The sequence below is a fragment of the Pseudokordiimonas caeni genome (assembly GCF_026719705.1).
GTDB lineage: Bacteria > Pseudomonadota > Alphaproteobacteria > Sphingomonadales > Kordiimonadaceae > Gimibacter > Gimibacter caeni.
In genome coordinates, this window is sequence record NZ_JAPPRR010000001.1 from 797,628 (window position 1) to 823,925 (window position 26,298).

At 60.4% G+C, this 26,298-nt stretch carries 23 protein-coding genes and 5 tRNA genes; 20 read left to right on the forward strand and 8 right to left on the reverse strand.

From position 1 onward, the window contains the following. Nucleotides 1-7: 7 nt before the first annotated feature. The 3 genes from purQ to purC are packed head-to-tail and all read right to left on the reverse strand — an operon-like array spanning nucleotide 8 to nucleotide 1,683. Nucleotides 8-670 carry a phosphoribosylformylglycinamidine synthase subunit PurQ gene (purQ, locus tag OU694_RS03580; RefSeq protein WP_308909612.1) on the reverse strand — a complete coding sequence of 221 codons (663 nt, stop codon included), beginning with the start codon at nucleotides 668-670 and terminating at the stop codon, nucleotides 8-10. 6 nt (nucleotides 671-676) lie between these two features. After that, nucleotides 677-907: a phosphoribosylformylglycinamidine synthase subunit PurS gene (gene purS, locus OU694_RS03585; protein ID WP_308909613.1), complete on the reverse strand. Its 231-nt coding sequence runs from the start codon at nucleotides 905-907 to the stop codon at nucleotides 677-679. 5 nt (nucleotides 908-912) lie between these two features. Next, nucleotides 913-1,683 carry a phosphoribosylaminoimidazolesuccinocarboxamide synthase gene (gene purC / locus OU694_RS03590; RefSeq protein ID WP_308909614.1) on the reverse strand — a complete coding sequence of 257 codons (771 nt, stop codon included), beginning with the start codon at nucleotides 1,681-1,683 and terminating at the stop codon, nucleotides 913-915. Nucleotides 1,684-1,893: 210 nt separating this feature from the next. Here purC and OU694_RS03595 point away from each other — a divergent pair, with 210 nt between their 5' ends. The 5 genes from OU694_RS03595 to OU694_RS03615 all read left to right on the forward strand — a co-directional run bounded on the left by OU694_RS03595 (nucleotide 1,894) and on the right by OU694_RS03615 (nucleotide 7,292). Then, nucleotides 1,894-2,217 (forward strand): DUF1476 domain-containing protein, encoded by a 324-nt coding sequence (locus OU694_RS03595; protein WP_308909615.1) that lies wholly within the window; start codon nucleotides 1,894-1,896, stop codon nucleotides 2,215-2,217. Nucleotides 2,218-2,309: 92 nt separating this feature from the next. Next, nucleotides 2,310-3,680, forward strand: a complete 1,371-nt coding sequence (gene hemN, locus OU694_RS03600; RefSeq protein ID WP_308909616.1) for an oxygen-independent coproporphyrinogen III oxidase — start codon at nucleotides 2,310-2,312, stop codon at nucleotides 3,678-3,680. Between the two features lie 48 nt (nucleotides 3,681-3,728). Beyond that, complete coding sequence (locus tag OU694_RS03605) at nucleotides 3,729-5,495, forward strand: amidohydrolase (protein ID WP_308909617.1); 1,767 nt, start codon at nucleotides 3,729-3,731, stop codon at nucleotides 5,493-5,495. A gap of 134 nt (nucleotides 5,496-5,629) precedes the next feature. Continuing rightward, nucleotides 5,630-6,799: a dipeptidase gene (locus OU694_RS03610; RefSeq protein WP_308909618.1), complete on the forward strand. Its 1,170-nt coding sequence runs from the start codon at nucleotides 5,630-5,632 to the stop codon at nucleotides 6,797-6,799. A 28-nt stretch (nucleotides 6,800-6,827) separates the two neighbouring features. Beyond that, nucleotides 6,828-7,292, forward strand: coding sequence for a DUF6998 domain-containing protein (locus tag OU694_RS03615; protein WP_308909619.1), 465 nt, complete (start codon nucleotides 6,828-6,830; stop codon nucleotides 7,290-7,292). Nucleotides 7,293-7,338: 46 nt separating this feature from the next. Here OU694_RS03615 and OU694_RS03620 read toward each other — a convergent pair whose 3' ends face one another. Continuing rightward, on the reverse strand, nucleotides 7,339-8,568 hold the full coding sequence (locus OU694_RS03620) for a hypothetical protein (protein ID WP_308909620.1): 1,230 nt from the start codon (nucleotides 8,566-8,568) through the stop codon (nucleotides 7,339-7,341). 163 nt (nucleotides 8,569-8,731) lie between these two features. Here OU694_RS03620 and OU694_RS03625 point away from each other — a divergent pair, with 163 nt between their 5' ends. Then, complete coding sequence (locus OU694_RS03625; protein ID WP_308909621.1) at nucleotides 8,732-10,612, forward strand: rhodanese-like domain-containing protein; 1,881 nt, start codon at nucleotides 8,732-8,734, stop codon at nucleotides 10,610-10,612. 26 nt (nucleotides 10,613-10,638) lie between these two features. Then, complete coding sequence (locus tag OU694_RS03630) at nucleotides 10,639-11,289, forward strand: hypothetical protein (RefSeq protein ID WP_308909622.1); 651 nt, start codon at nucleotides 10,639-10,641, stop codon at nucleotides 11,287-11,289. A 10-nt stretch (nucleotides 11,290-11,299) separates the two neighbouring features. On the opposite strand, the gene OU694_RS03635 is transcribed toward OU694_RS03630, so the two are convergent. The 3 genes from OU694_RS03635 to OU694_RS03645 all read right to left on the reverse strand — a co-directional run bounded on the left by OU694_RS03635 (nucleotide 11,300) and on the right by OU694_RS03645 (nucleotide 13,885). Then, nucleotides 11,300-11,848 carry a hypothetical protein gene (locus OU694_RS03635; RefSeq protein WP_308909623.1) on the reverse strand — a complete coding sequence of 183 codons (549 nt, stop codon included), beginning with the start codon at nucleotides 11,846-11,848 and terminating at the stop codon, nucleotides 11,300-11,302. 214 nt (nucleotides 11,849-12,062) lie between these two features. Further along, the gene (glnA, locus tag OU694_RS03640) at nucleotides 12,063-13,487 is read right to left on the reverse strand and encodes a type I glutamate--ammonia ligase (protein ID WP_308909624.1); all 1,425 of its coding nucleotides are present in this window, start codon (nucleotides 13,485-13,487) and stop codon (nucleotides 12,063-12,065) included. Nucleotides 13,488-13,546: 59 nt separating this feature from the next. Then, nucleotides 13,547-13,885, reverse strand: a complete 339-nt coding sequence (locus tag OU694_RS03645) for a P-II family nitrogen regulator (protein ID WP_308910595.1) — start codon at nucleotides 13,883-13,885, stop codon at nucleotides 13,547-13,549. A 251-nt stretch (nucleotides 13,886-14,136) separates the two neighbouring features. On the opposite strand from OU694_RS03645, the gene OU694_RS03650 reads away from it, so the two are divergent. The 5 genes from OU694_RS03650 to OU694_RS03670 all read left to right on the forward strand — a co-directional run bounded on the left by OU694_RS03650 (nucleotide 14,137) and on the right by OU694_RS03670 (nucleotide 19,457). Beyond that, nucleotides 14,137-14,213: transfer RNA gene (locus OU694_RS03650), tRNA-His, on the forward strand. 77 nt (nucleotides 14,214-14,290) lie between these two features. Then, entirely contained in the window at nucleotides 14,291-15,793 is a 1,503-nt protein-coding gene (locus OU694_RS03655) for an NAD(P)H-hydrate dehydratase (protein WP_308909625.1), read from the forward strand. A gap of 172 nt (nucleotides 15,794-15,965) precedes the next feature. Further along, a tRNA-Leu gene (locus OU694_RS03660) sits at nucleotides 15,966-16,051 on the forward strand. A gap of 68 nt (nucleotides 16,052-16,119) precedes the next feature. Then, on the forward strand, nucleotides 16,120-17,637 hold the full coding sequence (gene tig / locus OU694_RS03665; RefSeq protein ID WP_308909626.1) for a trigger factor: 1,518 nt from the start codon (nucleotides 16,120-16,122) through the stop codon (nucleotides 17,635-17,637). 299 nt (nucleotides 17,638-17,936) lie between these two features. Then, nucleotides 17,937-19,457 (forward strand): DEAD/DEAH box helicase, encoded by a 1,521-nt coding sequence (locus tag OU694_RS03670; protein WP_308909627.1) that lies wholly within the window; start codon nucleotides 17,937-17,939, stop codon nucleotides 19,455-19,457. 45 nt (nucleotides 19,458-19,502) lie between these two features. On the opposite strand, the gene OU694_RS03675 is transcribed toward OU694_RS03670, so the two are convergent. Further along, entirely contained in the window at nucleotides 19,503-20,087 is a 585-nt protein-coding gene (locus OU694_RS03675) for a thymidine kinase (RefSeq protein ID WP_308909628.1), read from the reverse strand. A gap of 255 nt (nucleotides 20,088-20,342) precedes the next feature. Here OU694_RS03675 and clpP point away from each other — a divergent pair, with 255 nt between their 5' ends. The 8 genes from clpP to OU694_RS03715 all read left to right on the forward strand — a co-directional run bounded on the left by clpP (nucleotide 20,343) and on the right by OU694_RS03715 (nucleotide 26,208). Further along, nucleotides 20,343-20,963, forward strand: coding sequence for an ATP-dependent Clp endopeptidase proteolytic subunit ClpP (gene clpP, locus OU694_RS03680; protein WP_308909629.1), 621 nt, complete (start codon nucleotides 20,343-20,345; stop codon nucleotides 20,961-20,963). Nucleotides 20,964-21,098: 135 nt separating this feature from the next. Next, complete coding sequence (gene clpX / locus OU694_RS03685; RefSeq protein WP_308909630.1) at nucleotides 21,099-22,364, forward strand: ATP-dependent Clp protease ATP-binding subunit ClpX; 1,266 nt, start codon at nucleotides 21,099-21,101, stop codon at nucleotides 22,362-22,364. A 169-nt stretch (nucleotides 22,365-22,533) separates the two neighbouring features. Next, nucleotides 22,534-24,951 carry an endopeptidase La gene (gene lon / locus OU694_RS03690; protein WP_308909631.1) on the forward strand — a complete coding sequence of 806 codons (2,418 nt, stop codon included), beginning with the start codon at nucleotides 22,534-22,536 and terminating at the stop codon, nucleotides 24,949-24,951. Between the two features lie 163 nt (nucleotides 24,952-25,114). Beyond that, complete coding sequence (gene hbs, locus OU694_RS03695; RefSeq protein WP_289501838.1) at nucleotides 25,115-25,390, forward strand: non-specific DNA-binding protein Hbs; 276 nt, start codon at nucleotides 25,115-25,117, stop codon at nucleotides 25,388-25,390. 128 nt (nucleotides 25,391-25,518) lie between these two features. After that, nucleotides 25,519-25,594 (forward strand) — tRNA-Val (locus OU694_RS03700). A 51-nt stretch (nucleotides 25,595-25,645) separates the two neighbouring features. Further along, nucleotides 25,646-25,721, forward strand: a tRNA-Val gene (locus OU694_RS03705). Nucleotides 25,722-25,742: 21 nt separating this feature from the next. Further along, the gene (locus tag OU694_RS03710; protein ID WP_308909632.1) at nucleotides 25,743-26,042 is read left to right on the forward strand and encodes a hypothetical protein; all 300 of its coding nucleotides are present in this window, start codon (nucleotides 25,743-25,745) and stop codon (nucleotides 26,040-26,042) included. A gap of 89 nt (nucleotides 26,043-26,131) precedes the next feature. Beyond that, nucleotides 26,132-26,208, forward strand: a tRNA-Asp gene (locus OU694_RS03715). The last annotated feature ends 90 nt before the right edge of the window (nucleotides 26,209-26,298 follow it).

Below are 26,298 nucleotides of genomic sequence, written 5' to 3' on the forward strand. Positions count from 1 at the left end.
TTTCCCCTCAGCCCAGACGGTTCATGACGGATTCGAACAGGATACGGCCGTCGGAGCCGCCAAGCGCGGGTTCGATCATCCGCTCGGGGTGCGGCATCATGCCAAGCACGTTGCCTTTCTTGTTCAGCACACCGGCGATGCGGCGCTGGGCACCATTGATGTCCTCGGCATAGCGGAAGGCAACCTGACCTTCGCCTTCGAGGGCATCGAGCGTTTCCTTGTCGGCATAATAGTTGCCGTCATGGTGCGCGACCGGGATGGTGATGTTGCTGCCGGCGGTGTAGCCGTTGGTGAAGAGGCTGGCGTCGTTCACCACTTCCAGTTCCACATCGCGGCACACGAAATGGAGGCTGGCGTTGCGCATCAGCGCACCCGGCAGGAGGCCGGTTTCAGTCAGCACCTGGAAGCCGTTGCAGACGCCAAGGACAGGTACACCGGCCTCTGCGCGCTTGATGACCTCTTTCATGACGGTCGACCGGGCCGACATGGCGCCGCAGCGCAGATAGTCGCCGTAGGAGAAACCACCGGGCAGGGCGATGAAGTCGACCTTCTCGAAATCGGCCGACTGGTGCCAGACCATTTCAGGTTTTTTACCCGTCACCTTTTCAAGGGCGACGGCCATATCCCGGTCGCAGTTCGAACCGGGAAAGACGATGACCGCGGATTTCATGGGCGCTTACTCCAGCTCGATGCTGTAGTTTTCGATCACCGTATTGGCGAGCAGCTTGCGGCACATTTCGTCGACCGCTTCTTTCGTGGTGCCTGCCGCGAGGTCCAGCTCGATATATTTGCCCTGACGGGCGGCTTCGACGCCGTCAAAACCCATGTTGCCGAGCGCGTGTTCGATGGCTTTGCCCTGGGGGTCCAGAACGCCATTCTTGAGGGTGACGTGAATACGGGCTTTCATGGGTCTCAGCCTTCCTTCTTCTGCTGGTGTTCGGCGAATTCGGTGATGTCGGCAGTGGGCAGGATGCCAAGGCGGCGGGCCACTTCCATATAGGCTTCCATTTCGCCGCCGAGATCGCGGCGGAAACGGTCCTTGTCGAGCTTCTCGCCCGTTTTCATGTCCCAAAGGCGGCAGCCATCGGGGCTGATTTCGTCGGCCAGCACAGTAATGACTTCCTCGCCTTCGTAAAGGCGGCCGAATTCCAGCTTGAAGTCGATAAGGCGGATGCCGATGCCGGCGAAGAGGCCGGACATGAAATCATTCACGCGCAGGGCATAATGGGTGATGTCGTCAAGTTCGTCTTCCGAAGCCCAGCCGAAGGTTAGGATATGCTCTTCAGCGATCAGCGGATCACCGAGCTCGTCGGACTTGAAGCAGAATTCAACAAGCGGGCGGGGCAGCGGCGTGCCTTCCTCGATCCCGAGGCGCTTGGAGAGCCCGCCGGCAGCAACGTTGCGGACGATCACTTCCACCGGGATGATCTCGACCGCTTTCACCAGCTGTTCGCGCATCGACATACGGCGCACGAAGTGAGTCGGGATGCCGATGTTGCCAAGGGCCGTGAAGATATATTCGGAGATGTGGTTGTTCACCACGCCCTTGCCCGAAAGAGTGCCCTTCTTCTGGTTGTTGAATGCGGTGGCATCATCCTTGAAATACTGGATGATTGTGCCCGGCTCAGGGCCTTCATACAGAATCTTGGCTTTGCCTTCGTAAATCTTGTTGCGGCGGGACATCTGAGGCCTGCTCCTTCGACATGCAGGGAGGGGGTGAATCGCGCGCGGACAATAGCGGATGAAGTCCGGCCCGACAATCTTTCTGTCATAAAACGCAATAACCGGTTTTTGCACTTGACCAGCGGCGCACAGATATTACCTGAATGTGCGCTGTAAGCGTTGCCTGTGCCTCCTGCAGGCAACAAGAATCGGGATGAAAGGACTACGCCCATGACCACGTTCGACAGCCGCGAGAAGGCCTTCGAAGACAAGTTTGCCCATGATGAAGCGCTGCTCTTCAAGGCGCGGGCCCGCCGCAACCGCCTGCTGGGTGAGTGGGTAGCTGCCGAGCTTGGCCTTTCGGGCGATGCCGTGAAAGAATATGCCGGTGATGTGGTTGCCTCCGATCTTGAAGAAGACGGCGACGGCGACGTGATCCGCAAGGTGCTGGCCGATGTCACCGCCAAGGGGCTCGACATCTCGGAGCACCGGATCGTGAAGCGTCTTGACGAGCTTTTCGACGAAGCCAAGCGCCAGATCATGGCCGAATCCTGAGCCCTCTGCCGCCGGGCTTGATTTCGATCAAAAAGCCCGGCGCCTTATGGGTCTAGAACTGCTCCGGTACCCGCCAGAAGGAATGCCGGAGCATGCCCCATACGAACGACCCCATCTTCCCCAATTTCCGCCACTATAATACCGCGCGTGTGCCCCGCTACACGAGCTACCCGACGGCTGTTCAGTTCCATGACGGCGTCAGTGCCGCGGACCAGCAAAAGTGGCTCATGGAAATCGGGCCGGACCACAGCCTCTCCCTTTATTTCCATATTCCTTTCTGCCAGCAGCTTTGCTGGTATTGCGGCTGCAACACGACCGTGACGCAAAACACCGGCCGTATGACCCGCAATACGCGGGCGCTGGTGATGGAAATTGAAAGAGTCGCAGATCTCCTGCCGCCGGGCATAGCCGTGCGGCACCTGCATTTTGGTGGCGGCACGCCGACATGGCTGCCGACGAGCGATCTGGCGGCCATCGTCGCGCTGGTGCGCAAACGTCTCAACCTGTTGCCGGACGCCGAGCTGGCGATCGAGATCGACCCGCGCACCATGACGCGGCAGAAGGCCGGGGCGCTCGCGCTGATGGGCTTCAACCGCGCTAGCCTCGGTGTGCAGGATTTCAACCCGGCGGTCCAGGCGCTGATCAACCGTGTCCAGCCGCCGCAGATGGTGGCGGACTGCATCACATGGCTGCGCGACGCCGGGATCGATGCGATCAGCATGGACCTGATCTATGGCCTGCCGGGGCAAACCACAGAAGGCCTTGTCGAGACCGTGGCACAGGCCGTGCGGATGAAGCCGCAGCGCGTGGCGCTGTTTGGTTATGCGCACCTGCCGTCGCGCTTGAAGCACCAGCGGATGATCGCGAACGATGCGCTGCCGGGGGCGGAAGCACGGCAGGCTGCCGCCGAAGCCGCCGCCGAAGCGTTGCTGGCGGCGGGCTATCAGGCCATCGGCTTCGATCACTTCGCACTGCCGGGTGACACGCTGGCGGTCGCGGCGCGCGACGGCAGCCTGCGCCGCAATTTCCAGGGTTATACAAACGATCCGGCCGATGTGCTGATCGGCTTCGGCGCCTCCGCCATCAGCGAGCTGCCGGGGGGCTATGTCCAGAACAGCGCCCATATCGGCCAGTATGAAGCAGCGATCGAGGCGGGCGGCCTTGCCGGGGACCGTGGGGTGGCGATCACAGCCGACGACCGGTTGCGCCGCACTGTGATCGAGGCGCTGCTTTGCCAGTTCACGGCCGATGTCGGCGCGATTTGCAAAGCACACGGTCGGGGCGAAACAGCGCTTGATTCTGAAATCCTGCGGCTGACCCCCCTGCGCGCCGACGGGCTTTGCAGGGTTGAGGGCCGCACGGTCACCATCCCGCCGCTTGCGCGAAACCATGCCCGCGTCGTTGCCGCCACCTTCGACGCCTATCTTTTGCCGGAAGCCGCAAGACATAGCGTTGCAGTCTGATCATTCTCGCGCTACTTTGTGATCACATTTCCAAACGGGGGATAGATCATGCGCTATATGACGAAGACTTTCGGTGCGGGCGTGGCGCTCGCAGCCCTTCTGGTGGCCGGTTGCGGCGAAAAGGCGGGCGACAACGACGCAGCGAAAGGCCCGGTTGCGGACCGGGTGATCGTCGGCGCCACCATTTACACAGTCGACGGCGACAATCGTGTTGTTGACGCCATGGCAGTCCGGGAAGGCAAGATCCTCTATGTGGGCGACCGCGCAGGGGCGCAGGCCTATGTTGGTGATGGCACGCAGGTTGATGCGCTGGACGGCAAGGTCATTTTCCCCGGCTTCACCGATACCCATGCCCATGTGGCTTCGGGCGGTGAGGAACTGAACGGCCTGTCGCTTACCGGCGTCGGCTCGGTCGAGGAGGTCATCGCCAAGGTCAAGGCTTATGCCGATGCGCACCCGGAGCTTGATTTCATCGTCGGCCGCGGCTGGGACCTGACCCTGTTCCCCGGCGCCAACCCTTCGAAAGACCTTCTGGACGCCATCGTGCCCGACCGTCCGGTCTATCTTGAAGGCGCTGATGGCCATAACGGCTGGGCGAACTCGAAGGCGTTCGAGGCTGCCGGCATCACCAAGGATACGCCCGACCCCGCCAAGGGCAGTTTCGCGCGTCTTCCCGATGGCACGCCTTCGGGCGCGCTGCGTGAAGAAGCGAACGGCGCCATCACTGCACTTCTGCCTGCTCCCACGAAGGAAGGCGTGATTGCCGATATCCGCCGGGGCATGGCGTTCCAGAATATGCAGGGCATGACCGCGATGGTGGACGCATCGGTCACCGACAGCGTCTATAACGAGGCTTTCCTCGATCTGGCCAAGGATCCGGCCCTGCCACTGCGGATGAAGCTTTCCTTCCTGCCGGGCAAGACCTGGGAAGAAAGCTTCACGACGCTTGAAACCGTGGACGAGCACGTTGCCGCCGTGGTGAAGCGCCGCGAGGACTTCCGCAAGGTGAATGCGGGCCGGGTGGACGGCGACGGGATCAAGATTTTCGTCGATGGCGTGGCTGAAAACTTCACAGCCGCAGTGATCGAACCCTATGTGAATATCCCGGACGGCCACGATCATCACGGCGTGATGAACTTGGCACCCGAAGCGCTGACCGCCTTCGTGACCGGTGTGGACAAGGAAGGCTTCAACGTCCTGTTCCATTCGCTCGGCGATCAGGCTGTGCGATCAGCTCTTGATGCGGTCGAGAATGCGGAAAAGGTGAACGGCCCGCGTGACCGGCGCCACCATCTGTCGCATCTCGAATTTGTCGACCCCGCCGATATCCCGCGCTTCAAGGAGCTGGGTGCCGTCGCCAACCTGCAGACCCTGTGGCATTATGCCGACACCTACATCACCGACCTGACCCTGCCGCACATCAAGGAAGATCGCCAGCGCTGGATATATCCCGCCAAGAGCTTCAAGGATGCAGGCGTGAAGCTTTCATGGGGCAGCGACTGGCCGGTTTCGACCTCCGACCCGTTCGACAGCATCGAAGTGGCCGTCACACGGCAGGATCCGCATGATGCCACCAGCACCCCCTTCATCCCTGAAGAGGCGCTGACGGTGGACGACATGATCCGCGCGCTCACCATCAATGGTGCCTGGATCATGGGGCAGGACGCGGTGCGCGGCAGTCTGGAGGAAGGCAAGCTTGCCGACTATATCGTCGTGACAGCCGACCCCTATAAGGTCGCCCCCGCTGACATTTCGGAAATCGAGGTGCTGGAAACCGTTGTGGAAGGTGCTACGGTTTACACGAAAGCGAATTGATCGCTGACCGTTCGTCCTGAGGAGCCCGAAAGGGCGTCTCGAAGGACGCTGGCGTGGCCCGGACTTCGAGACGGGCTGACGCCCTCCTCAGTCCGAACGGCGGTGGATCAGCATGGGGCCGGGGGAGGGCCGCGATGAAGAAACTGGCACTTGGCCTCGCGGCCCTCTTTTCGATTGTCCTGATTGTTGTGCTCGCGCTCGGGCCCGAACTTGTCGATAAAAACATCAACCGGGTGGTGCAGAGCCGCCAGCCGGTGACCGTGACGGCCGAGGCGAAAGCCCTGAATGACCGGCTGACCATCATGGACTGGCACGCCGATACGCTTCTGTGGGATGCGCGGCGCAACATGCTGCGTTCGCACGATTACGGCCATGTGGACGTGCCGAAGCTGAAGGCCGGTAACATCGCGCTGCAGATGTTCACCACCGTCACCAAATCCCCCGAAGGCCAGAATTATGAGGAAAACGAGGCCGACAGCGACACGATCACGCTGCTCGCAAAGATCCAGCGTTGGCCGCTCCGCACCTGGGACAGCCTTCTGGAACGCGCGCTTTTCCAGGGGCATCTGCTGGCGCAGCGGGTGGAGGAAAGCGGCGGCGACATGATCTTCGTGCGGGGCAGGGATGACCTTGAAGCGGTGCTTGCCGCGCGCAACGAAGGCCGCCGCGTGATCGGCGCGCTTCTCGGCACCGAAGGCCTGCATCCCCTGGAAGGCAAGCTTGAAAATCTGGACAGGATGGAAGAGGCGGGCTTCCGCATGTTCGGCCTCACCCACTTTTTCGATAACGAGCTTGGCGGATCGCTGCACGGTACAACGAAAGCCGGACTTACCGATTTCGGCCGTGCCGTGGTGCAGAAGCTGACGGCGGACGGCATGATCATCGATCTCGCCCATGCCAGCGAACAGATGGCGTGGGACGCGCTTGCAATCTCGGATGGCCCCTTCGTTGTTTCCCACACCGGCTTCAAGGGCCACTGCGAAACCCAGCGCAATTTCCCCGATGATCTGATGAAAGCCATCGTCGCCAAGGGCGGCCTGGTCGCGGTGGGCGCGTGGGACGAAGTGACCTGTGCCCGCACCGTGGAATCCGTGGCGGCCTCCATCAGATACGGGATCAATCTGGTGGGCGAAGATAATGTCGTCCTCGGCTCCGACTGGGACGGCGCCACCGAAGCCATCTTCGTTGCCGACCAGATGGCCGAGCTTACCGCCGCACTCCTGAATGCCGGCCTCACCCCCGCCCAGGTCGAAAAGGTGATGGGCGGGAACAGCGTGGCGTTCCTGCGGAAGGCGCTGCGTTAGAGTGGCTACTTTAACAGAGGAGGCCGAGTTGAAGATTAAACTGCCCGCGCCACTCTTGGGGCTACATCAGGCACGGATGGCACTTAAAGAGCACTACGATTTCTCAGGCTTAGATTTTACACTGGATGGCAAGCTCGTGGGAGATATTGGCGAGGCGATCGTAGCCGAATATTTTGGAATCACCCTTTCCAAGGTGCGAACCCCCGGTATCGATGGGCATGCTGCTGACGGACGTTCAGTACAAATCAAGGCAACAGGAAAGCAGAAAGCCGGCCCAGCATTCTCCCCGGGAAAAGGCGTGGCAGAGCACCTGATTTTTCTATGGATCGATTTTGAGGCGGGCGAGGCCTCAGTGCTATACAACGGCCCAGAGGCTCCAATAAGAGCAACTTTGCTCCCTCCTGCATGGACAGGAACAAAAGTAATTTCTCGCAAGCGGATCATTGAAGAAGATGCCAAAGTGCCTTCTGCAAAACGGCTGCGGATGATTTGACCTAAGCCGTGACTTGATACCGGCATTCTCTTGTTTGTTATGAATGCTACTCCCGCGTCAGTTTCACCGTTGCCTGTTTGCTGTCGGGCAGCACGACCATGGCGTCGTGGCCGTGAACATAGGCGCGCAGGCGCAGGCCGTCGGCTTCTTCGGGCAGCTGTTTGGCGAGCAGGCTTGAGATCGGCTGCAACGGGGTGAAGTCGATGATGATCGGGGTGCCCGGCTTCGCGTCGGGCATCATCGGGCGCATCCACACAGGGATATCTTCCCACTTCATCTCGCCAATCGCGATCACATCAAGCCCCACGGCCTTCGATCCGTTGGCGATGGCGAACTCATGGGCGAAGTTGCCGATGGTGAAGCCGCGCACCGGGCTCATGCCCCGATACATATGATAGCTGCCCATCTTGAACATGGCTTTCACCGGATGCTTCTTCGCGGCTGCGCTGTAGCGGGCCATGAACTGTTTCTTGAACAGGGCCTCGCGCCAGGTGTTGTTATAAAGCCCCACATATTCCCCTTCCATGCCACGGCGGTTGAAGGAGTAGATTTCAGCGCTGTGGATGAGGCGCGCCAGCAGGACGTCGCCTTCCGACCCGGCTTTCAGGCCAAGTGTGGCCTGCAGCGCTTGAAGGCGGCCGAGCGTGCCTTCGTCGTCATGGATATAGCCACCGAGGTTTGCATAGCTTTCCTTCTCGCGGGCGACTGCAAGCTCGGCTTCCACAAGCGGACGTTTTGCCTTGGGCGCGAGGGCGGCGATGCGTTCCAGATAGCGGATCGCGCCTTGTGCCTGTTCGATGCCCCAAAGATTGGCGATTTCAGTGATGCGGGCATAAAGCGCCAGATCCTGATCGGACGAAAAGCCGATATGGAAGGGATAGTCTTTAGCCAGCTTGGCGATGGCCGGCAGGTTGCCGCGATATCCCTTGCCGCTGATCGTTTCCATGGCGAGCGGATCGTTTTCCACGACGAGAGTGTTGAAGCCTTCCTGCGCCTTCAGGTCGCGGAACAGGCCTTCGGCGAAGCGGGGGATTTCATAGTCGAAATGCGCCTCGCCCAGCAGCACGAACTGGGCGCCCTTGTAAAGCGACGCGAGCCGCTCGGCGCCGGGGCCAGCGAGGCCTTCTTCGGAATAGGAAAACGGCAGTGTTGCATCGGCAACGACAGCCTTCGCGTCCGGCGGTGGCAGCTTCTCACCGTGCGCCCGCGCGGGCAGGGCAATGAACAGGCACAGGCCAAGGACACCGGCAAACCGAACATGTTTGAAAAGCGTCATCCCACTCTCCCCCGAAATGCGTTTCCGCCGAAGTCTATGACGGCGCGAGGGAAAAGGCGAGGGGCAGAGATAGCCGCAAGGCCATGCAATTCGAACCATTCAGGATTCGCTTGCAGCGTGAATTGCGGCATGGCTAACTCAGGGTGTTAGCTTGGAGAATGATATGTCTATTCGTTCCCTCAGGCGGCCATTCCTTTGTTCATTGTTGATGTTGTTCCTGTCGGGCTGCCTGCTTGAAAGCTTCCGTCTGCCGGAAGACTATCGTGCTGCCAACATCGGGGCCATGCTGCCCTGGGATGCCACCACGCTGTTTGCTGAGGATGGCGGGCAGGGGGTGTACCTGCGCTTCGTGCCGGTCGGGAAGACATCCTACGCGTTGGAGCAGGTGGCGACCGACCCGAAATCCGGCAATGTGGCCATGACGGTGCTGACCGCCCACCTCAATCCGCTTGGAGGTGACTGGTACGCGCTGCACTGGATGGCCCATGACCGCGCTTCGCAGGGCTATAACTTGCTGCATGTGGGCAAGGACTTGCTGCGTGTCGTGGTGCCGGCAGGTGCCATGCAACGGATTGAGGACGCTGCTGCCACGTATGGTGGCAAGGCGGAGGTTGCAGGGAGCGACATCGGCATCAGCGGCATGGAGGAGCGGCAGGTACTTGCCCTTCTCGGGGTAGCCAAAAACTTCGCAGGCTACAGCTTCCGAAACTTCAGGCGCGCTGACAGTTATCCGGCCGATGTGGCCAGCAAGGCCTACGCCTCGATCGTCGAACCTGTCATGCGGCTGAAGCCGGCGGACTTTGGCGGCAGTGCCGGGCTTTACCGGATGACCCGATATTTCTTTGCACTTGCCGAAGAGGAAAGGGCAGTCGGCTATTACGCACTCGCCCGTTTCGCTGCAAGCGGCTGGGGCCTCACCCGCGACGAGGCTTTTGCCGATGACATGGCAGCAAAGGCTATGGTGGGCGGCGTGGCGCAAGCAGCGACCGTTCGTGGTTATCTGCGTATGTTTGGCCGAACGATGCCTGCGGACTATCCGGCAGCGGTCGACTTTTTCCGGGTGGCGATGGCCACGGGCGAAAGCCGGGCACCCGCCTATCTGGGCTTCGCGCACCGGAACGAACTTGGCGTCGACTATGACGCGGCAGAGACAATCCGCCTTTATGAAGCGGGCGCCGCGCGCGCGGACCCGTTTGCCATGACCGAGCTTGCTGACATAATGATTGCCGACCCCGGCCGCAGCCGTAACAAGGCACGAATTATCGAACTGCTGGAGCGTGCAGCCGCGCACGACAATCTCCATGCCATGTACATGCTCGGCGAAGTGTACGAATGGGAGCCGGAAACCTGGCCGAAGGCAATTGGCTGGTACCGCCGTGCGGCATTCGGCGGCCATGCGGAGGCACAGGCCGCTTACGGACGGATGCTCGATATGGGGATCGGGGGAACGCCTGACCCCGCAGGCGCGCGCCATTGGATACGGCTTGCAGCAGCGGGCGGCAGCGAGACAGCGGCGGATGAAATGGTGCTGAATGACTGGCCGCCGCTTGTCACGATACCGGGCGCTGGCGCTGTGCCGCCGAAACTGCATCTATACGAGCTTCAGGATTGGGGCGTGCCTGCTGACGCGCGTGACAAACCCGACTACCGGGAAAGCCCGCAAACCCCGCTCGTCGCGCCGGGTGCGCGTACCATTGCCACCTATCAGCTGAAAGCGTTGATCGACGCGGGGGCGCGTCCATTGCTTATTGATGTCAACCGGACGGCCCGGCACGGGCGGATGCCGGGTGCTGTTATCAAGCCAGAACTCGGCCATTGGCTCCCGGATGGCAAGCTGGTGTCGGACACCCTTCAGGACCTGACGAGGGGCGATCGCACCCGGCCGCTCGTCTTTTTCTGCGCCGGTTCTGAATGCTGGTACAGCTGGTTTGCCGCGCGCGCGGCAGTCGAGCTCGGGTACGAGGATATTCTTTGGTATCGCGGCGGGATTTCATCCTGGCGGGCGGCAGGCCACACGGTCACAGACATCCCGAAAACGGAATGATAAGTGTCACGGAAGCGGAGAAAGCCATGAGGAAGATATCGTTGATCCTTGTTTTCGCAGTTGTCTCGTTCGCCTCACCGGGGATGCCGGATGCAGCGGCCCAGTCGCGGGAAATTATCGAACGGGGCAAGGCCTGCGAGGCCTATGCGCTGGCAAACCTGCCGAAATTCCGACACGGCGCTTTCATCACGCGCTGCCGGATGGGCAAGCAGCCGGTCGAGGAAATGGGTGCCAAGGAACAGGAGGGGGTGCAGCGGATGCGCGAGGATAATGCAAGACGCTTCCCGACCGAAACGGTCGTTCCCGGTGCCGTCAGAAACTGTGAACAGACGTCGGCGATGCCGAGCTTGCCAACTTACGACTGCGCGTGCGTGAAGAGTGCGGCAGAAGGTCATCTCAAGGAAGGCGTCTTGTTTAACGAGCAGATCCGTGACCTGCAGTTCGACCGGGCAGCCTGTCTCGACCGCAAGGCAACCTTCGATAAATATGCGATGTATGAGGCCAACAGCCCGCTGTTCCAGCGCAAGACGGACGGCATCGCCCTCGCCAAATGCCGCGAAGGCCTTTACGACGAGGGGCTTGACGGGTGGCTCTTCGAGAAGGTCGAGGATATGCGGACGCATCTTTTCGAGAAGAGCTGCCCGATGCGCAATTTCCCGGTCAGCAAGGCCTCCTGAAGTAAAAGCCTCAGTCGAACAGCTTGTCGATGTCGGCCTGCGTTTGTGCTGCTTCTTCCTCGGCGTGATCCATGATTTCGGCTTTGGTTGCGGCTTTCACACCGTCCAGTTTGCCGTGGATCAGCTGGTTCAGTGTCATCAGCATGTCCTGCACCTGTTCGATCCGCGCCTTGATGAGCGCGGCGGCGTCCCCAGTGAGGCCGCGTTCGGCCGCGCCCACCTTGTGGAGGCCGGCGATGGTGCCGATGATCAGCTTGTCTAGATTGGCGCAGATGGCCTCGAACGGCGTGCGGATCACGTCGGGGGCGATGCCATAGGCCTCGATCGCCAGTTTCTTCGCAGTGAAGCCGCTGTCCTCGAAATGCTGGACATAGGATTTGGGCGCCCAGTCGTCGCAGTCCTCGATCATGTCCGGCATATCCGGCAGCATTTCGAGAAGCATGACAATCTCGTTGTAATGGTTGAGATAGTCCGTCGCCAGAAAGCTCGCCGGGTTGATATTGGCGGCCTCAAGGCGTCCCTGCAGGGCAAGTTGTGCGTCAGTGTAGACAATGCTCATGGGTAATGAAAGCTCTTGGACAGCGAGATTAACAACACAAATCAACCCCCGAAACGCACCATAGCGCGCGCTTCTTGTCATACGGTTAACGCCGCTGCAATTTTAATCTGCGCAGTCGCATGCCTGTCATAAAAGCCCGTTAAGGCACTGCCGCCCAAAAGAAAAGGGCCGCACGCGGCGACCCTTTTCCGTCCCTTGATCTGAAAAGCCCGGATTACGAGCTGTAGTACATGTCGAACTCTACCGGATGCGGGGTCAGTTCCATGCGGTGCACTTCTTCCCACTTCAGTTCCATGTAAGCATCGATCTGGTCGTCGTTGAACACGTCGCCGCGCTTCAGGAAGTCGCGGTCGGCGTCGAGGCAGTTGAGTGCTTCACGCAGCGAGCCCGCCACGGTCGGCACACCGGCCAGTTCTTCCGGCGGCAGTGCGTACAGGTCCTTGTCCATGGCATCGCCCGGATGGATCTTGTTCACGATACCGTCGATACCCGCCATCAGCATGGCAGCGAAGGCGAGGTACGGGTTGGCAAGCGGATCCGGGAAGCGGATCTCGACGCGCTTGCCTTTCGGGCTCGTCGCGAACGGGATACGGCACGAAGCCGAACGGTTGCGGGCCGAGTAGGCGAGCAGGACCGGTGCTTCGAAGCCCGGGGTCAGGCGCTTGTAACTGTTGGTGGTCGGGTTCGTGAAGGCGTTCAGTGCCTTCGCGTGCTTGATGATACCGCCAATGTAATAGAGAGCGGTTTCCGAGAGGTCCGCATAACCGTTGCCGGCAAAGAGCGGCTTGCCGTCTTTCCAGATCGACTGGTGGGTATGCATGCCCGAGCCGTTATCCATGGCAATCGGCTTCGGCATGAAGGTTGCCGTCTTGCCGTAGGTGTGGGCGGTCTGCTGCACACCATATTTGTAGATCTGCACGTTGTCGGCAGTCTGGACGAGGGTCGAGAAGACCACGCCGAGCTCGTGCTGGGCGGTTGCCACTTCGTGGTGGTGCTTGTCCATTTTCAGGCCCATCTCGGTGAGGACCTTGACCATCTCGCCGCGCAGGTCCTGGCAGGCGTCAACCGGCGGAACCGGGAAATAGCCGCCCTTGGCACGCGGGCGGTGGCCCATGTTGCCTTCTTCATACTTGCGGTCGCTGTTGTACGGGCCTTCGATATCGTCGATCTCGTAGGAAGCGCCGTTGTAGCCGACCTTGAAGCGGACATCGTCAAACACGAAGAATTCGGGCTCGGGGCCGAAGAAGGCGGTGTCGCCGATGCCCGAGAATTTCAGGTATTCTTCAGCTTTCTTGGCGGTCGAGCGCGGGTCGCGGCCGTAGGGCTGGCCGGTGATCGGGTCAAGGACGTCGCAGAAGAGGATGATCGTGCTGTCAGCGAAGAAGGGGTCAAGGGTGACCGCGTTCAGGTCCGGCTTCAGGACCATGTCGGATTCGTTAATGGCTTTCCAGCCCGAGATCGACGAGCCGTCGAACATGAAGCCGTCGGTCAGCATGTCCTCGTCCACGACATCGGCGCACATGGTCAGGTGCTGCCACTTGCCGCGCGGGTCGGTGAAGCGAAGGTCGATCCACTCGGACTCGGTTTCCTTCACGAGCTTCAGAAAGTCCTGAACACTGAGGTTCGTATATTTCGACATGGGTCACTTCCTCTGGTAGTCGCCGCCCTGTCCGGGCGGCCTATTATGGATAGGGTGGGTTAAATGGCGTCGAGGCCGGTTTCGCCGGTACGGATACGAATCGCATCCTCGATCGTTGAAACAAAAATCTTGCCGTCGCCGATACGGCCCGTATGCGCAGCAGACTGGATCGCTTCCACAGCCCGCGCGGCCTGGGCATCTTCCACAATGAGCTCGATTTTGACCTTGGGGACAAAATCGACCACATATTCGGCGCCGCGATAAAGTTCTGTATGGCCCTTCTGGCGCCCGAAGCCCTTGGCTTCAAGGACGGTGATGCCGGAAATGCCGATATCATGCAGCGCTTCCTTCACCTCATCGAGTTTGAAGGGCTTAATGATAGCTTCGATTTTTTTCATCATTTTCTTGGCAGACTGTTATTTCTGGACACAGGCATCATAGCACGCGGCGTGCCAGTTTGGTGCGGCGCGGAAAACAGCGGATTCCGGTATGCGGCCGGGCAGGGAACAGGCAGACGCCTGCCTAAAAAACAGGCACATGCCGCTTTTTGTAACATTTCCGCTAAACAGGTGAAAACGGCGCGAGCCATCAAAAGTGGTCTTGACGGCGGGAGGCGCTGCGGTATAGGAGAGGCCACCTCAAGACGATGGCGGGTGTAGCTCAGTCGGTTAGAGCGCCAGATTGTGGCTCTGGAGGTCGCCGGTTCGATTCCGGTCACTCGCCCCATATTTTAAAATAAGCCCCTTCCGGGGCTTATTTTTTTTGTTAGACTGCGCCGCGTTTTCGAAGGGGGAGGACTCGGCTTGAGTGTAACGGTTTCCTGGAAGGCGGCGGGCTATGCCCTGGTGTCGCCAAGCGAGATGGCTAAAGCCGACCGGCTGGCGGTCGAGGGCGGGGTGCCGAGTGCCGACCTTATGGAAGCGGCGGGCCGCGCCGTGGCCGATCTCGCAGCCGAAACCATGAGCGCGAGACGCGCCTCAGGCCCCATCGTTGTGCTCGCCGGTCCCGGCAATAATGGTGGCGATGGCTTTGTTTCTGCACGATATTTGCGCGAATGGGGTTTCGACTGCGCGGTTATGACGCTCGGCGATCAGGCATCCATGAAGGGTGACGCAGCGCTGATGCGCGATCGGTTCGACGGTCCGGTGATCGAGGCCGCACCCGATGCGCTTGCCGATGCCGCGATGATCATCGATGCCCTCTTCGGGGCTGGCCTCAACAAGCCGCTTGAGGGCATGGCGGCCGAGCTTGTCGACGCGGCGAACGAGTCGCGGGCGATTCGCATCGCGGTCGATTTGCCAAGCGGCCTCTGTGGCGCGACAGGCCAGGTGAGGGGTTCCTGCTTTCGGGCAGACGCCACCGTCACCTTCTTTGCGCCGAAGCCCGGGCACATATTGGCACCCGGTCGTTTCCTCTGTGGCGGGCAGGATCACCTGCATGTGGCCGATATCGGCATCAAGGATGCCATCCTCGCGAAAACCGGCGCCAATACCTATTTGAATGACCCTGGCCTTTGGGGGCTTGATTATCCGCACGCGGGGCCGACCTCGCATAAATATGTGCGCGGGCACCTTCTGGTGCTCGGCGGGCGGGAGCCGGCGCTTGGCGCCTGCAGGCTTGCCAGCATCGCAGCCCTTCGTGTGGGCGGTGGTCTTGTCACACTCGCGGCACCGAGTGAAACCTATCCCATCCAGGCCGGTGCGCTGACCGATGTGCTGGTGCGCCGTATTGATTCCAATTTCGGCTTCCTTGGCATCCTTGCCGACCCGCGCATTGCGGTGACGTTGCTGGGGCCGGGCGCCGGGATTGGCGAGAAAACGGCTGAGCTTGCGATCCGCGCGCTCGAATCCGGGCGCAATGTGGTCCTGGATGCTGACGCGCTTTCCTCTTTCGCCGGGCGGCTTGATGCGCTGGCGGTTCAGAACAAGGCCGACGTGGTGCTGACCCCGCATGAGGGCGAGTTTGCCCGCCTGTTCGGCGATCTGGACCCGAACGAAGACCGGCTCGGTGCGGCCCGCAAGGCGGCCAAGCGGGTAGGGGGCATTGTCGTTCTTAAAGGGGTGTCCACCGTGATTGCCGCACCGGACGGGCGTGCCGCCATCAATGCGAACGCGCCGGCATGGCTTTCGGTCGGCGGCACGGGGGACGTGCTGTCTGGCATGATTGCGGGCCTGATGGTGCAGGGAATGCCTGCGTTTGAAGCGGCTTGCGCAGCGGTGTGGCTGCACGGTGAGGCGGCCATGGGGATCGGCCCCGGCATGATTGCTTCGGATCTTCTGGACGCCATTCCTTCCGTTCTTCCCTGAAACGCTCAAATTCCGGGCAAATCGGCGACAAAAAAGCTTGTGCCTGTGTGCGCGCCTGCTATAACGCCCGGCAGCAAACCGGCGACCGGCGGGGGGAGTCTGTACTTTTTCCATCGCTCGGGGGTTGGCGGGGCGGACTGGCCGAGCGCGGCTGTCGGCTGGACCATAGGCTGCGGGCGTGGCGGAACTGGTAGACGCGCCAGATTTAGGTTCTGGTGTCCTTCGGACGTGGGGGTTCAAGTCCCTTCGCCCGCACCAATTGGTCCCTGACACGATAGCGCACACCCGCCGGGTGAAGACAACTTTGAGAAAGAATGGGTTTACAGATGCAGATCCAAGAACTGCTGAATGAAGGTCTTAAACGCGAGTTCAAGGTGGTAGTGACCGCCGACGACCTGAACAAACGCCTTGACACCATCCTCGCCGACTTCGGCGCCAACAGCCGTATCAAGGGCTTCCGCCCGGGCAAGGCTCCGCTGTCGCTCCTGAAAAAGATGCACGGCGAGCGTGCCATGGGTCAGGTGATTTCGGAAGCGGTTCAGGAAACCTCGCAGAAGGTTTTTGAAGAGAAGAACCTGCGTCCGGCCACCCGCCCGGAAGTGGAACTTGGCGACTATGCCGATGGCAAGGACCTCGAGTTCACCATCAAGGCTGAAATCCTGCCGCAGATCGATATTTCGGGCTTCAAGGCACCGAAGCTGGAGCGTTGGGTCGCCGAGATCGCTGACGCCGACGTTGATACCGTGCTCGAGCGTATCGCCGGCCAGCAGAAGACCTTCAAGGCAGCTGCCAAAACCGCCAAGGCCGCTGAAGGCGATGCCGTGGTGATTGATTATGTAGGCCGCGTTGACGGCGTCGAATTCGACGGCGGCAAAGGCGAAGGCTTCCAGCTCGAGCTCGGCTCGGGCATGTTCATCCCGGGCTTCGAAGAGCAGCTCGTTGGTTCGAAAGCCGGTCAGGAAGTCCTCGTGAAAGTGACCTTCCCGGCGCAGTACCATGCTGAGAAACTCGCCGGCAAAGAAGCCGAGTTCACCGTGACCGTGAATGAAGTGAAAAAGCCGGCTGAAGCCAAGGTCGATGAAGACCTTGCCAAAAACCTCGGCTTTGAAGACCTCGCAGGCCTCAAAGAGTCCGTGAAGGGCCAGCTTGAAAGCGACAACAACCGCCTGACCCGCGCCAAGCTGAAGCGTTCGCTCCTTGATGCGCTCGCCGAAGACTGGACCTTCGATGTGCCCGCCGGCATGGTCGATATGGAATTCAACGCCATCTGGGAACAGATCAAGCGCGATTCCATCGCTTCGGGCGAAGCCAAGCCGGAAGATTTCGAAGGCCTGACCGAGCCGAAGGACAAGGAAGAGGCTGCCGAGTTCCGCTCGATCGCCGAACGCCGCGTGCGCCTTGGCCTGCTGCTTTCGGAAATCGGTGTGAAGAACGAAATCCAGGTGACCAATGAAGAAGTCAACCGCCGCATGATCGAGGAAGCCCGTCGCTTCCCCGGCCAGGAAGCCCAGGTGTTTGAATTCTTCCGCAAGAACGAAGATGCCCGCGCCCAGCTGCGCGCCCCGATCTTCGAAGAGAAGGTTGTGGACTTCATCATCGAACAAGCCGACCTGAAGGACAAGAAGGTGACCCGCGAAGCGCTGGAAACCGTCGTCCGCGAGGGTGAGGAAGAAGACGAAAACCCGAAAGCCAAGAAGGCTCCGGCCAAGAAAGCCCCGGCGAAGAAAGCTGCTCCGAAAAAAGAAGCCGCTGCCGAGGAAGTTGCGGCTGAAGAAGCTCCGGCGAAAAAAGCACCGGCCAAGAAGCCGGCTGCGAAAAAAGCTGCTGCCAAGAAAGCTGAATAAGCTTCCGCCACTGGCAAGCGAATGCGCGAGGGCTCCGGATTTCCGGGGCCCTTTGCTTTTGTGTGCGCTGCGGAATGATTTGACTTGCGGGTTCAAACGTGCGCATAAGCCCCGTGTTGTGCGTTCCAGCCGCGTAGGGCGACCCCATTTGGTCGCAGCCTGTTGAGCGCCCCCGATATACACCGACAAGCCCAGGTACGCGGGGCTTCTCCCAAATGAATGAGAGCCTTTGACGGGCGCCTGCGGGCGGCACCGATGCGCGCCTTTGCGCCTGTACTGGTTTTGCGAGTGAGTTCTATATGACGACTTTTTCTTCGCTCGGCCTTGCCGAGCCCATCCTGCGCGCCCTTAAGGAAGAAGGCTATGAAACGCCGACCCCCATCCAGGCGCAGGCAATCCCCGAGCTTTTGACCGGCCGTGACCTTCTGGGCATCGCCCAAACCGGTACCGGCAAAACGGCCGCCTTCGCGTTGCCGATCCTGCACCGGCTGAACGCCGCCAAGCGCAACCGCAAGCCGCGGTCTGCCCGCGTTCTGGTGCTGGCGCCGACCCGCGAACTGGCCGCACAAATCGGCGACAATTTCGAAAAATATGGCCGCCACATGGGCGTGCGCGTTGCCGTGATCGTTGGCGGCGTGCGCCCGGGCCCGCAGGTCCGCGCCATGGCGCCGGGCGTTGACGTGCTTGTCGCCACGCCGGGCCGCCTTCTGGACCATATCGGTGAACGCGCAGTTTCGATTGCCGATACCGAAGTGGTGGTGCTGGACGAGGCCGACCATATGCTCGACCTCGGCTTCATCGTGCCGCTGCGCCGGATCATCAAGCACCTGCCGGCCAAGCGCCAGAATCTCTTCTTCTCGGCCACCATGCCGAAAGAGATCGGCGCCCTTGCCGGTGACATGCTGCATGAGCCCGCGAAAGTGAGCGTGACGCCGGTGGCGACGACCGCTGAAAAGGTCCGCCAGCGCGTGATCTTTGTCGAAACGAACCGCAAGCGCGCCTTGCTCGCCGATCTGCTGGCCGACAAAAGCTGGCAGCGCACCATTGTCTTCACCCGCACCAAGCGCGGGGCGGACCGGGTGGCGAAATCGCTGGTAGCGGCCGGTATCGAAGCCGCGGCCATCCACGGCGACAAGAGCCAGAACCAGCGCGAGCGCGCCCTTGAATCCTTCAAGACAGGCGGCGTGCGCGCCCTGATCGCGACCGATATCGCCGCGCGCGGCATCGATGTGGATGGCGTGACCCATGTGGTGAATTTCGACCTGCCGGAAGTGCCCGAAGCTTACGTTCACCGGATCGGCCGCACGGCGCGTGCCGGCAACGCTGGCGAGGCCGTGGCCTTCTGCGCGGATGATGAACGTGGCCTCCTCAAGGACATCGAAAGGACAACCCGTCAGTCGATCCCGTCCGAGGACCGGCGCGACGCGGCGGCCGCCGCAGCGATGGCGGAAGCCGAGCCCGAGCGTCGCCAGTCCGCAGGTCGCGGTGGCCGTGGCCGTGCTGGTCAGGCGCCGTCGTCCGGTCGCCGTGATGGTGGCCGCAGCGCAGGCCGCAGTGACGGACGCCGCGAAGGTAGCCGTTCAGGCGGTGGCAGGGGGCAGGGCAATGCTCGCCCCGCTGACCAGCGCGGGCAACCGTCGCGTGGTGCCGGTGACCGGCGCCAGACGCCCACGCCGCAAGGTGCGAATGAAAACACTGCCGGCCTTGCCCGTCTTCTGGGGGCGGCACCCCGCCCGCACAGTGACGAGCGCGAAGACCGTGGCCAACGTGAAGGTGGGCGCGACGGCCAGCAGCGCCGCCGCCGTCGCCGCACGGCCTGATCTATCCGAATAGAAAAAAGTCCCGCTCCGGCGGGGCTTTTTGCATCAGCCGGACCAGCCGATCTTTTCCATGAAATGCTTGCGGCAGAGCGCGATATAGCGGTCGTTGCCGCCGATCTCGATCGATTGGCCCTGCCGCACCGCGTTGCCGTGCTCGTCGATCCGCAGGTTCATCGTCGCCTTGCTGCCGCAGGTGCAGATGGTTTTCAGCTCGATCAGTTCGTCCGCGATGGCGAGAAGCCATTTGCTGCCCTCGAAAGGGTTCGCCTGGAAATCGGTGCGCAGGCCATAGCAGATCGTGGGGATTTTCAGCGTGTCGGCCACCGCCGCCAGTTGGAAAACCTGATCTTTCGACAGGAACTGGGCTTCATCCACCAGCACACAGTGCAGGGGGCGTTTCTTCAGTTCCATCGTGACAGCATGGAAAAGGTCCGTCTCCGCGCCAAAGGCATGGGCTTCCTCGCTGAGGCCGATGCGGCTGTTGATCGCCCCGGCCTTGGCGCGGTTATCGATCGCGGCGGTGAACAGCATCGTGTTCATGCCGCGCTCCCGATAGTTGAAGCTGGCCTGCAACAGGGTCGTCGATTTGCCCGCATTCATGGCGGAATAATAGAAGAAAAGCTTGGCCAAGAACGGGCTCCTGATGGCGCGGGATGGTGAAGGCAACAGGCAACCGCGAGCGGGCTGCGGGAAGACAATAGTCTAGTGGGGGAGGGAGGCCATTTGCAACGTTCGTCAGCCTTCGGGATCGCAAATCTGTGATCCCCTTGATAATCCTGCCCCTGACCGCCATTTGTTCCTTGCCGGGCCAGCGCGCACTTTGCTAGAGCTTGGGCATGCCACCCGCGTATCGTCGCGGGGACCGATATCGAGGGAGCTGATTTTATGGATATCATGGATACTTTTACGAGCACGCTGGTGCCGATGGTCGTCGAGCAGACGAGCCGTGGCGAGCGCGCCTATGACATCTATTCGCGGCTCCTGAAGGAACGCATCATTTTCCTGACGGGCCCCGTGGACGATCATGTATCGAGCCTGATCGTGGCGCAGCTTCTGTTCCTTGAAGCCGAGAACCCGAAGAAGGACATTTCCTTCTATATCAACTCGCCGGGCGGCGTGGTGTCTTCGGGCCTCGCCATGTATGACACGATGCAATATATCCGCCCCAAGGTTGCCACCATGTGCATCGGGCAGGCTTGCTCGATGGGGTCGCTTCTCCTCACCGCCGGCGAGCCGGGCATGCGCTATGCGCTGCCGAACGCCCGCGTGATGATCCACCAGCCCTCCGGCGGTGCGCGCGGCCAGGCGGCGGATATCGAAATCCAGGCACGCGAGATTTTGAAGCTGCGTGAGCGGCTCAACCAGATTTATGTGCAGCACACCGGCCAACAGCTTGATGTGATCGAAAAAGCGATGGACCGCGACAACTTCATGTCGGCAGAAGAGGCAAAAGCCTTTGGCCTGATTGATGAAGTCTATGTGAAGCGCGACGACGACGCAGCCTGACCCAAATCCGGCCCCAAGCATGTGAGACCCATGTCCGGGGTCGCGATCTGCGGCTCCGGCGACAAATTTTTTGTTGTATGCGTCTTTTTAACCAGTCTACGATAAACAGGACTGAAGACAGTCTAGAAAACGGTGATGACGTTGAGTAACTCGGACAGCAAAAACACGCTCTATTGCTCCTTCTGCGGCAAAAGCCAGCACGAGGTGCGGAAGCTTATCGCGGGGCCCACGGTCTTCATTTGCGATGAGTGCGTGGAGCTGTGTAACGACATTATCAAGGAAGAAAGCAAGAACGCCCTCGCCAAAAGCGGGGACGGCGTTCCGGCGCCCCTTGATATCATGAAAGTGCTGGACGATTACGTAATCGGCCAGAAGGAAGCCAAGAAGGTTCTGGCCGTTGCGGTCCACAACCATTACAAGCGCCTCCACCATGCGACGACGAGCACGTCGGATGTAGAGCTCAACAAATCGAATATCCTGCTTGTCGGGCCCACGGGCTGCGGCAAGACGCTCTTGGCCCAGACGCTGGCCCGCATTCTGGATGTGCCCTTCACCATGGCCGACGCCACGACGCTGACCGAAGCCGGTTACGTGGGCGAGGACGTGGAAAACATCATCCTGAAGCTCCTGCAGTCGGCTGATTATAACGTTGAACGCGCCCAGCGCGGCATCGTCTATATCGATGAGGTCGACAAGATCAGCCGCAAGTCGGACAATCCCTCGATCACCCGCGACGTATCCGGCGAGGGCGTCCAGCAGGCGCTTCTGAAGATCATGGAAGGCACGGTGGCGAGCGTTCCCCCGCAGGGTGGCCGCAAGCATCCCCAGCAGGAATTCCTGCAGGTGGACACCACCAATATCCTGTTCATCTGCGGTGGCGCCTTTGCGGGCCTCGACCGTGTGATCGCCAACCGCCTGCAGGGCAAGTCGATCGGCTTCGGTGCCAAGGTATCGGCCCCTGACGAGCGCGGCACGGGTGAACTGTTCCGCGATACCGAGCCCGAGGACTTGCTGAAATTCGGCCTGATCCCCGAGTTTGTCGGTCGCCTGCCGGTGATTGCAACGCTTGAGGACCTTGATGAGGACGCGCTGGTGCGTATCCTTTCCGAGCCGAAAAATGCGCTCCTGAAGCAGTATCAGTGCCTCTTCGACATGGAGAAGGTGAAACTGACCTTCTCGAACGAAGCGCTGTTCGCGGTGGCCAAACGCGCCATTGAGCGCAAGACCGGGGCCCGCGGCCTGCGGTCCATCATGGAAGAGACGCTTCTGGATACCATGTTCGACTTGCCGTCGATGGACGGAGTCGAGGAAGTGGTGATCAATGCCGAAGTTGTGTACCGCACGGCGAAACCGCTGCTCATCTATGCGGACCGGCGAGAAGAGGCCGGCAAGCCTGCATGATGTGAAAGTTTGAAGGGGTTGAAACCAAGGTTTCGACCCCTTACTTCCTCTCCTAGACGCCTATCTTGCGCGCTGGCAGCCGGTACGGGGCAATTTCCCTTTCTAACCCGCCCGTCATTGCCTTAAGATTGGCTCTTACGTCCCTTTCCTCCGTCCCAGGAGTCCTGTCATGTCAGAATCTGACCTCGTTTCACGCCCGAATACCGTCCTGCCGGTGCTGCCGCTCCGCGATATTGTGGTATTCCCGCACATGATCGTGCCGCTTTTCGTCGGCCGCGACAAATCCGTGCGCGCGCTGGAAGAGGTAATGGGCAAGGACAAGCAGATCCTGCTTGTGGCCCAGCGCGACGCCAGCGAGGACGATCCGACCCCGAACGATGTGTATGACATCGGCACGGTCGCGAGCGTCCTGCAACTTCTGAAACTGCCCGATGGCACCGTGAAGGTGCTGGTGGAAGGCGGCGAGCGCGCCACCGTGCAGCGCTTCACCAAGGATGACGATTTCCTTGAAGCCGAGATCGCTTATCTGGAACCCGCCGAGGAAGACCCGTCGGAGCTGACGGCGCTTGCCCGTTCGGTCGTCGCCCAGTTCGACGCCTATGTGAAACTGAACAAGAAGATCCCGGCCGAAGTGCTAGCGACGATCAGCCAGATCGAGGATCACGGCAAGCTTGCCGATACGGTTGCCGCACATCTGGCGCTGAAGATCGGCGACAAGCAGGAACTCTTGGCCATCCCGACGATTTCCGAACGCCTTGAGCGCATCTTTGCCTTCATGGAAGGCGAGATCGGCGTGCTGCAGGTGGAGAAGAAGATTCGCGGTCGCGTGAAGCGGCAGATGGAGAAGACCCAGCGCGAATATTATCTGAACGAGCAACTGAAGGCGATCCAGAAGGAGCTTGGCGAAGGCGACGATGGCCGCGAGGAAATCCAGGAACTCGAGGAAAAGATCAACGCCACCAAGCTTTCGAAGGAAGCCAAGGAAAAATGCCTGGCCGAGCTGAAAAAGCTGAAGACCATGAGCCCGATGTCGGCCGAAGCGACCGTGGTGCGCAACTATCTTGACTGGATGCTGACCGTGCCGTGGGGCAAGCGCAGCCGCGTCAAGAAAGACATCAAGCTAGCCCAGAAGGTGCTGGATGCCGATCACTATGGCCTCGAAAAGGTCAAGGAACGCATCGTCGAATATCTGGCCGTGCAACAGCGCGCCAAGGTGCTGAAAGGCCCGATTCTCTGCCTCGTCGGCCCTCCGGGTGTGGGCAAGACCTCGCTTGGCAAATCGATTGCCAAGGCAACGGGGCGCGAGTTCGTGCGCTTCTCGCTCGGCGGCGTGCGGGACGAAGCCGAGATTCGCGGTCACCGCCGCACCTATATCGGCTCCATGCCCGGCAAGGTGATGCAGTCGATGAAGAAGGCCGGCACCACCAACCCGCTGTTCCTGTTCGATGAAATCGACAAGATGGGGCAGGATTTCCGCGGTGATCCGGCCTCGGCGCTTCTTGAGGTGCTGGATCCCGAGCAGAATTCGAAGTTCAACGACCATTATCTGGAGATCGACTATGATCTCTCGGATGTGATGTTTGTGACCACCGCCAACTCGCTCCGGATGCCGCAGCCGCTTCTGGACCGGATGGAGATCATCCAGCTTTCCGGCTATACCGAAGATGAGAAGGTCGAAATCGCCAAGCGCCACCTCATTCCGAAGATCATCAAGGATCACGGGCTGAAGCGCGGCGAATGGTCGATCTCGGACGGTGCTGTCCGTGATGTGATCCGCTATTATACCCGCGAAGCCGGGGTGCGGAGCCTTGAGCGCGAATTTGCCAAGCTCGCCCGCAAGGCGGTGAAGGAAATCGTCGAGGGCAAGAAGAAGTCCATCTCGCTCACCTCCCGCAATCTTGGCAACTATGCCGGTGTGCGCAAATACCGCTACGGCGAAATTGACGAGATCGATCAGGTCGGCGTGACCACCGGCCTTGCATGGACTGAAGTGGGCGGTGAACTGCTGCCCATCGAGGCCGTGACTGTACCCGGCAAGGGCGCGATCAAGCAGACCGGCAAGCTCGGCGAAGTGATGAAAGAATCGATCGAGGCTGCACGTTCCTATGTGCATTCGCGCTGCCTTGCGTTTGGCATCCAGCCTTCGGTGTTCGAGAAGAAGGACATCCACATTCACGTGCCCGAGGGCGCAACGCCAAAAGACGGTCCGTCTGCTGGTATCGCCATGTGTACGTCGATCGTCTCGGTGCTGACCGGGGTCGAGGTTCGCCGCGATATTGCCATGACCGGTGAGGTGACCCTGCGTGGTCGCGTTCTCGCTATCGGTGGACTCAAGGAGAAGTTGCTGGCTGCCCTTCGCGGGGGAATCACCAAGGTGCTGATCCCGGCGGACAACGAGAAAGACCTCGCAGAAATCCCGGATAACGTAAAAAGGGGCATGGAAATCGTCCCCGTTCGCTCCGTGGACGAGGTTTTGAAGCATGCTTTGGTGAAACCGCTGACCCCGCTTTCACCTGAGGACGTTGAGCCAATCCCTGATATTTCCAAGGAAAAATCGGTTTCCGGGGTGCAAGCGACGACTCATTAATCGCCTTGAATCAAAACGCGCCGAATTCAAGCGAAAAAAAATTAAAAAACCGCAGTTTTCTGCGGTTTTTTGCTTTGACATAAGGATTTTTTCAGTTCTACATTGTCATCGCATTTCGGGGCTGGATGATCCAACCCAGTCCTTTAACTCAGAGGGGGATACCTTGAACAAGAACGATCTCATTGCAAAAGTCGCCGATGCAGCTGCTCTTTCGAAAGCCGACGCTGGCAAAGCCGTTGATGCCGTTTTCGACGCCATCACCGCTTCGCTCAAAGCTGGCGACGAAGTTCGCCTCGTAGGCTTCGGCACTTTCGCTGTTGCTGCTCGTGCAGCGACCACGGGTCGTAACCCGCGCACCGGCGAAGAAATCAAGATCCCGGCTTCGAAGCAGCCGAAATTCAAGGCCGGCAAAGGCCTTAAGGACGCCGTTAACGGCTGATCCTGATACCAGGTTCAAGGGAAACGGCCGTGCAGATTGCGCGGTCGTTTTTCTTTTGGGCGGATGTTAAATTAGGGCTGGACAGGGCGGCAGTTTGGCCCTAAAAGCGCCGTCACCCGGTTGAAAGTGGGCGATTAGCTCAGTTGGTAGAGCATCTCGTTTACACCGAGAGGGTCGGCAGTTCGAGCCTGTCATCGCCCACCACTTACCGGCCGCCTAGCATCACACGCATGCAGCATCACGCCAGAATGATCCGGGCAATTAGCTCAGTTGGTAGAGCACCTCGGTCACATCGAGGGGGTCGGCGGTTCGAGCCCGTCATTGCCCACCATTCGGCGACAGAAGGCGGATCATGACCCAGTCTTCGCAAGATGATAACGACAAGACGCCCGGGGTAACGCCTGCGGCGCGCAAGCCTGTTGTTATCGAGGCGTCCTGGGCTCCCAAAGATCCGCGCGACAAGCTTTATGACGAGGATGCAACGCGGCGCGAAAAGGCCGGATCGGTGGTCAGAATCGTTGCCGCCTTCCATCCCGTCCTCAATTTTTTCCTGATCATTTTCGATCTCGTTCGCAACCGCGACTGGCGCGGTTTCCTGATGCTTGCCGTCTTTGTCATCCTGATTCTCGGCGGGGCATGGCTGTTCCTCTGATGCGGCCTCAAAAATCATCGCTTAAAGTTGAAAAGCTGATTGACAGGGGCGGGCAGCACCCGTAAACAACGCCCCGCAACAAGCGACACGCGGGTGTAGCTCAGTTGGTTAGAGTGCCGGCCTGTCACGCCGGAGGTCGCGGGTTCGAGCCCCGTCACTCGCGCCATCGCTTGGTGGAAAAAAGCGCGCAGCTGGAAACGGTTGCGCGCTTTTTCTTTGTCCGCCCGCCCGCCCGTGCCATCGTGTGACGATGATT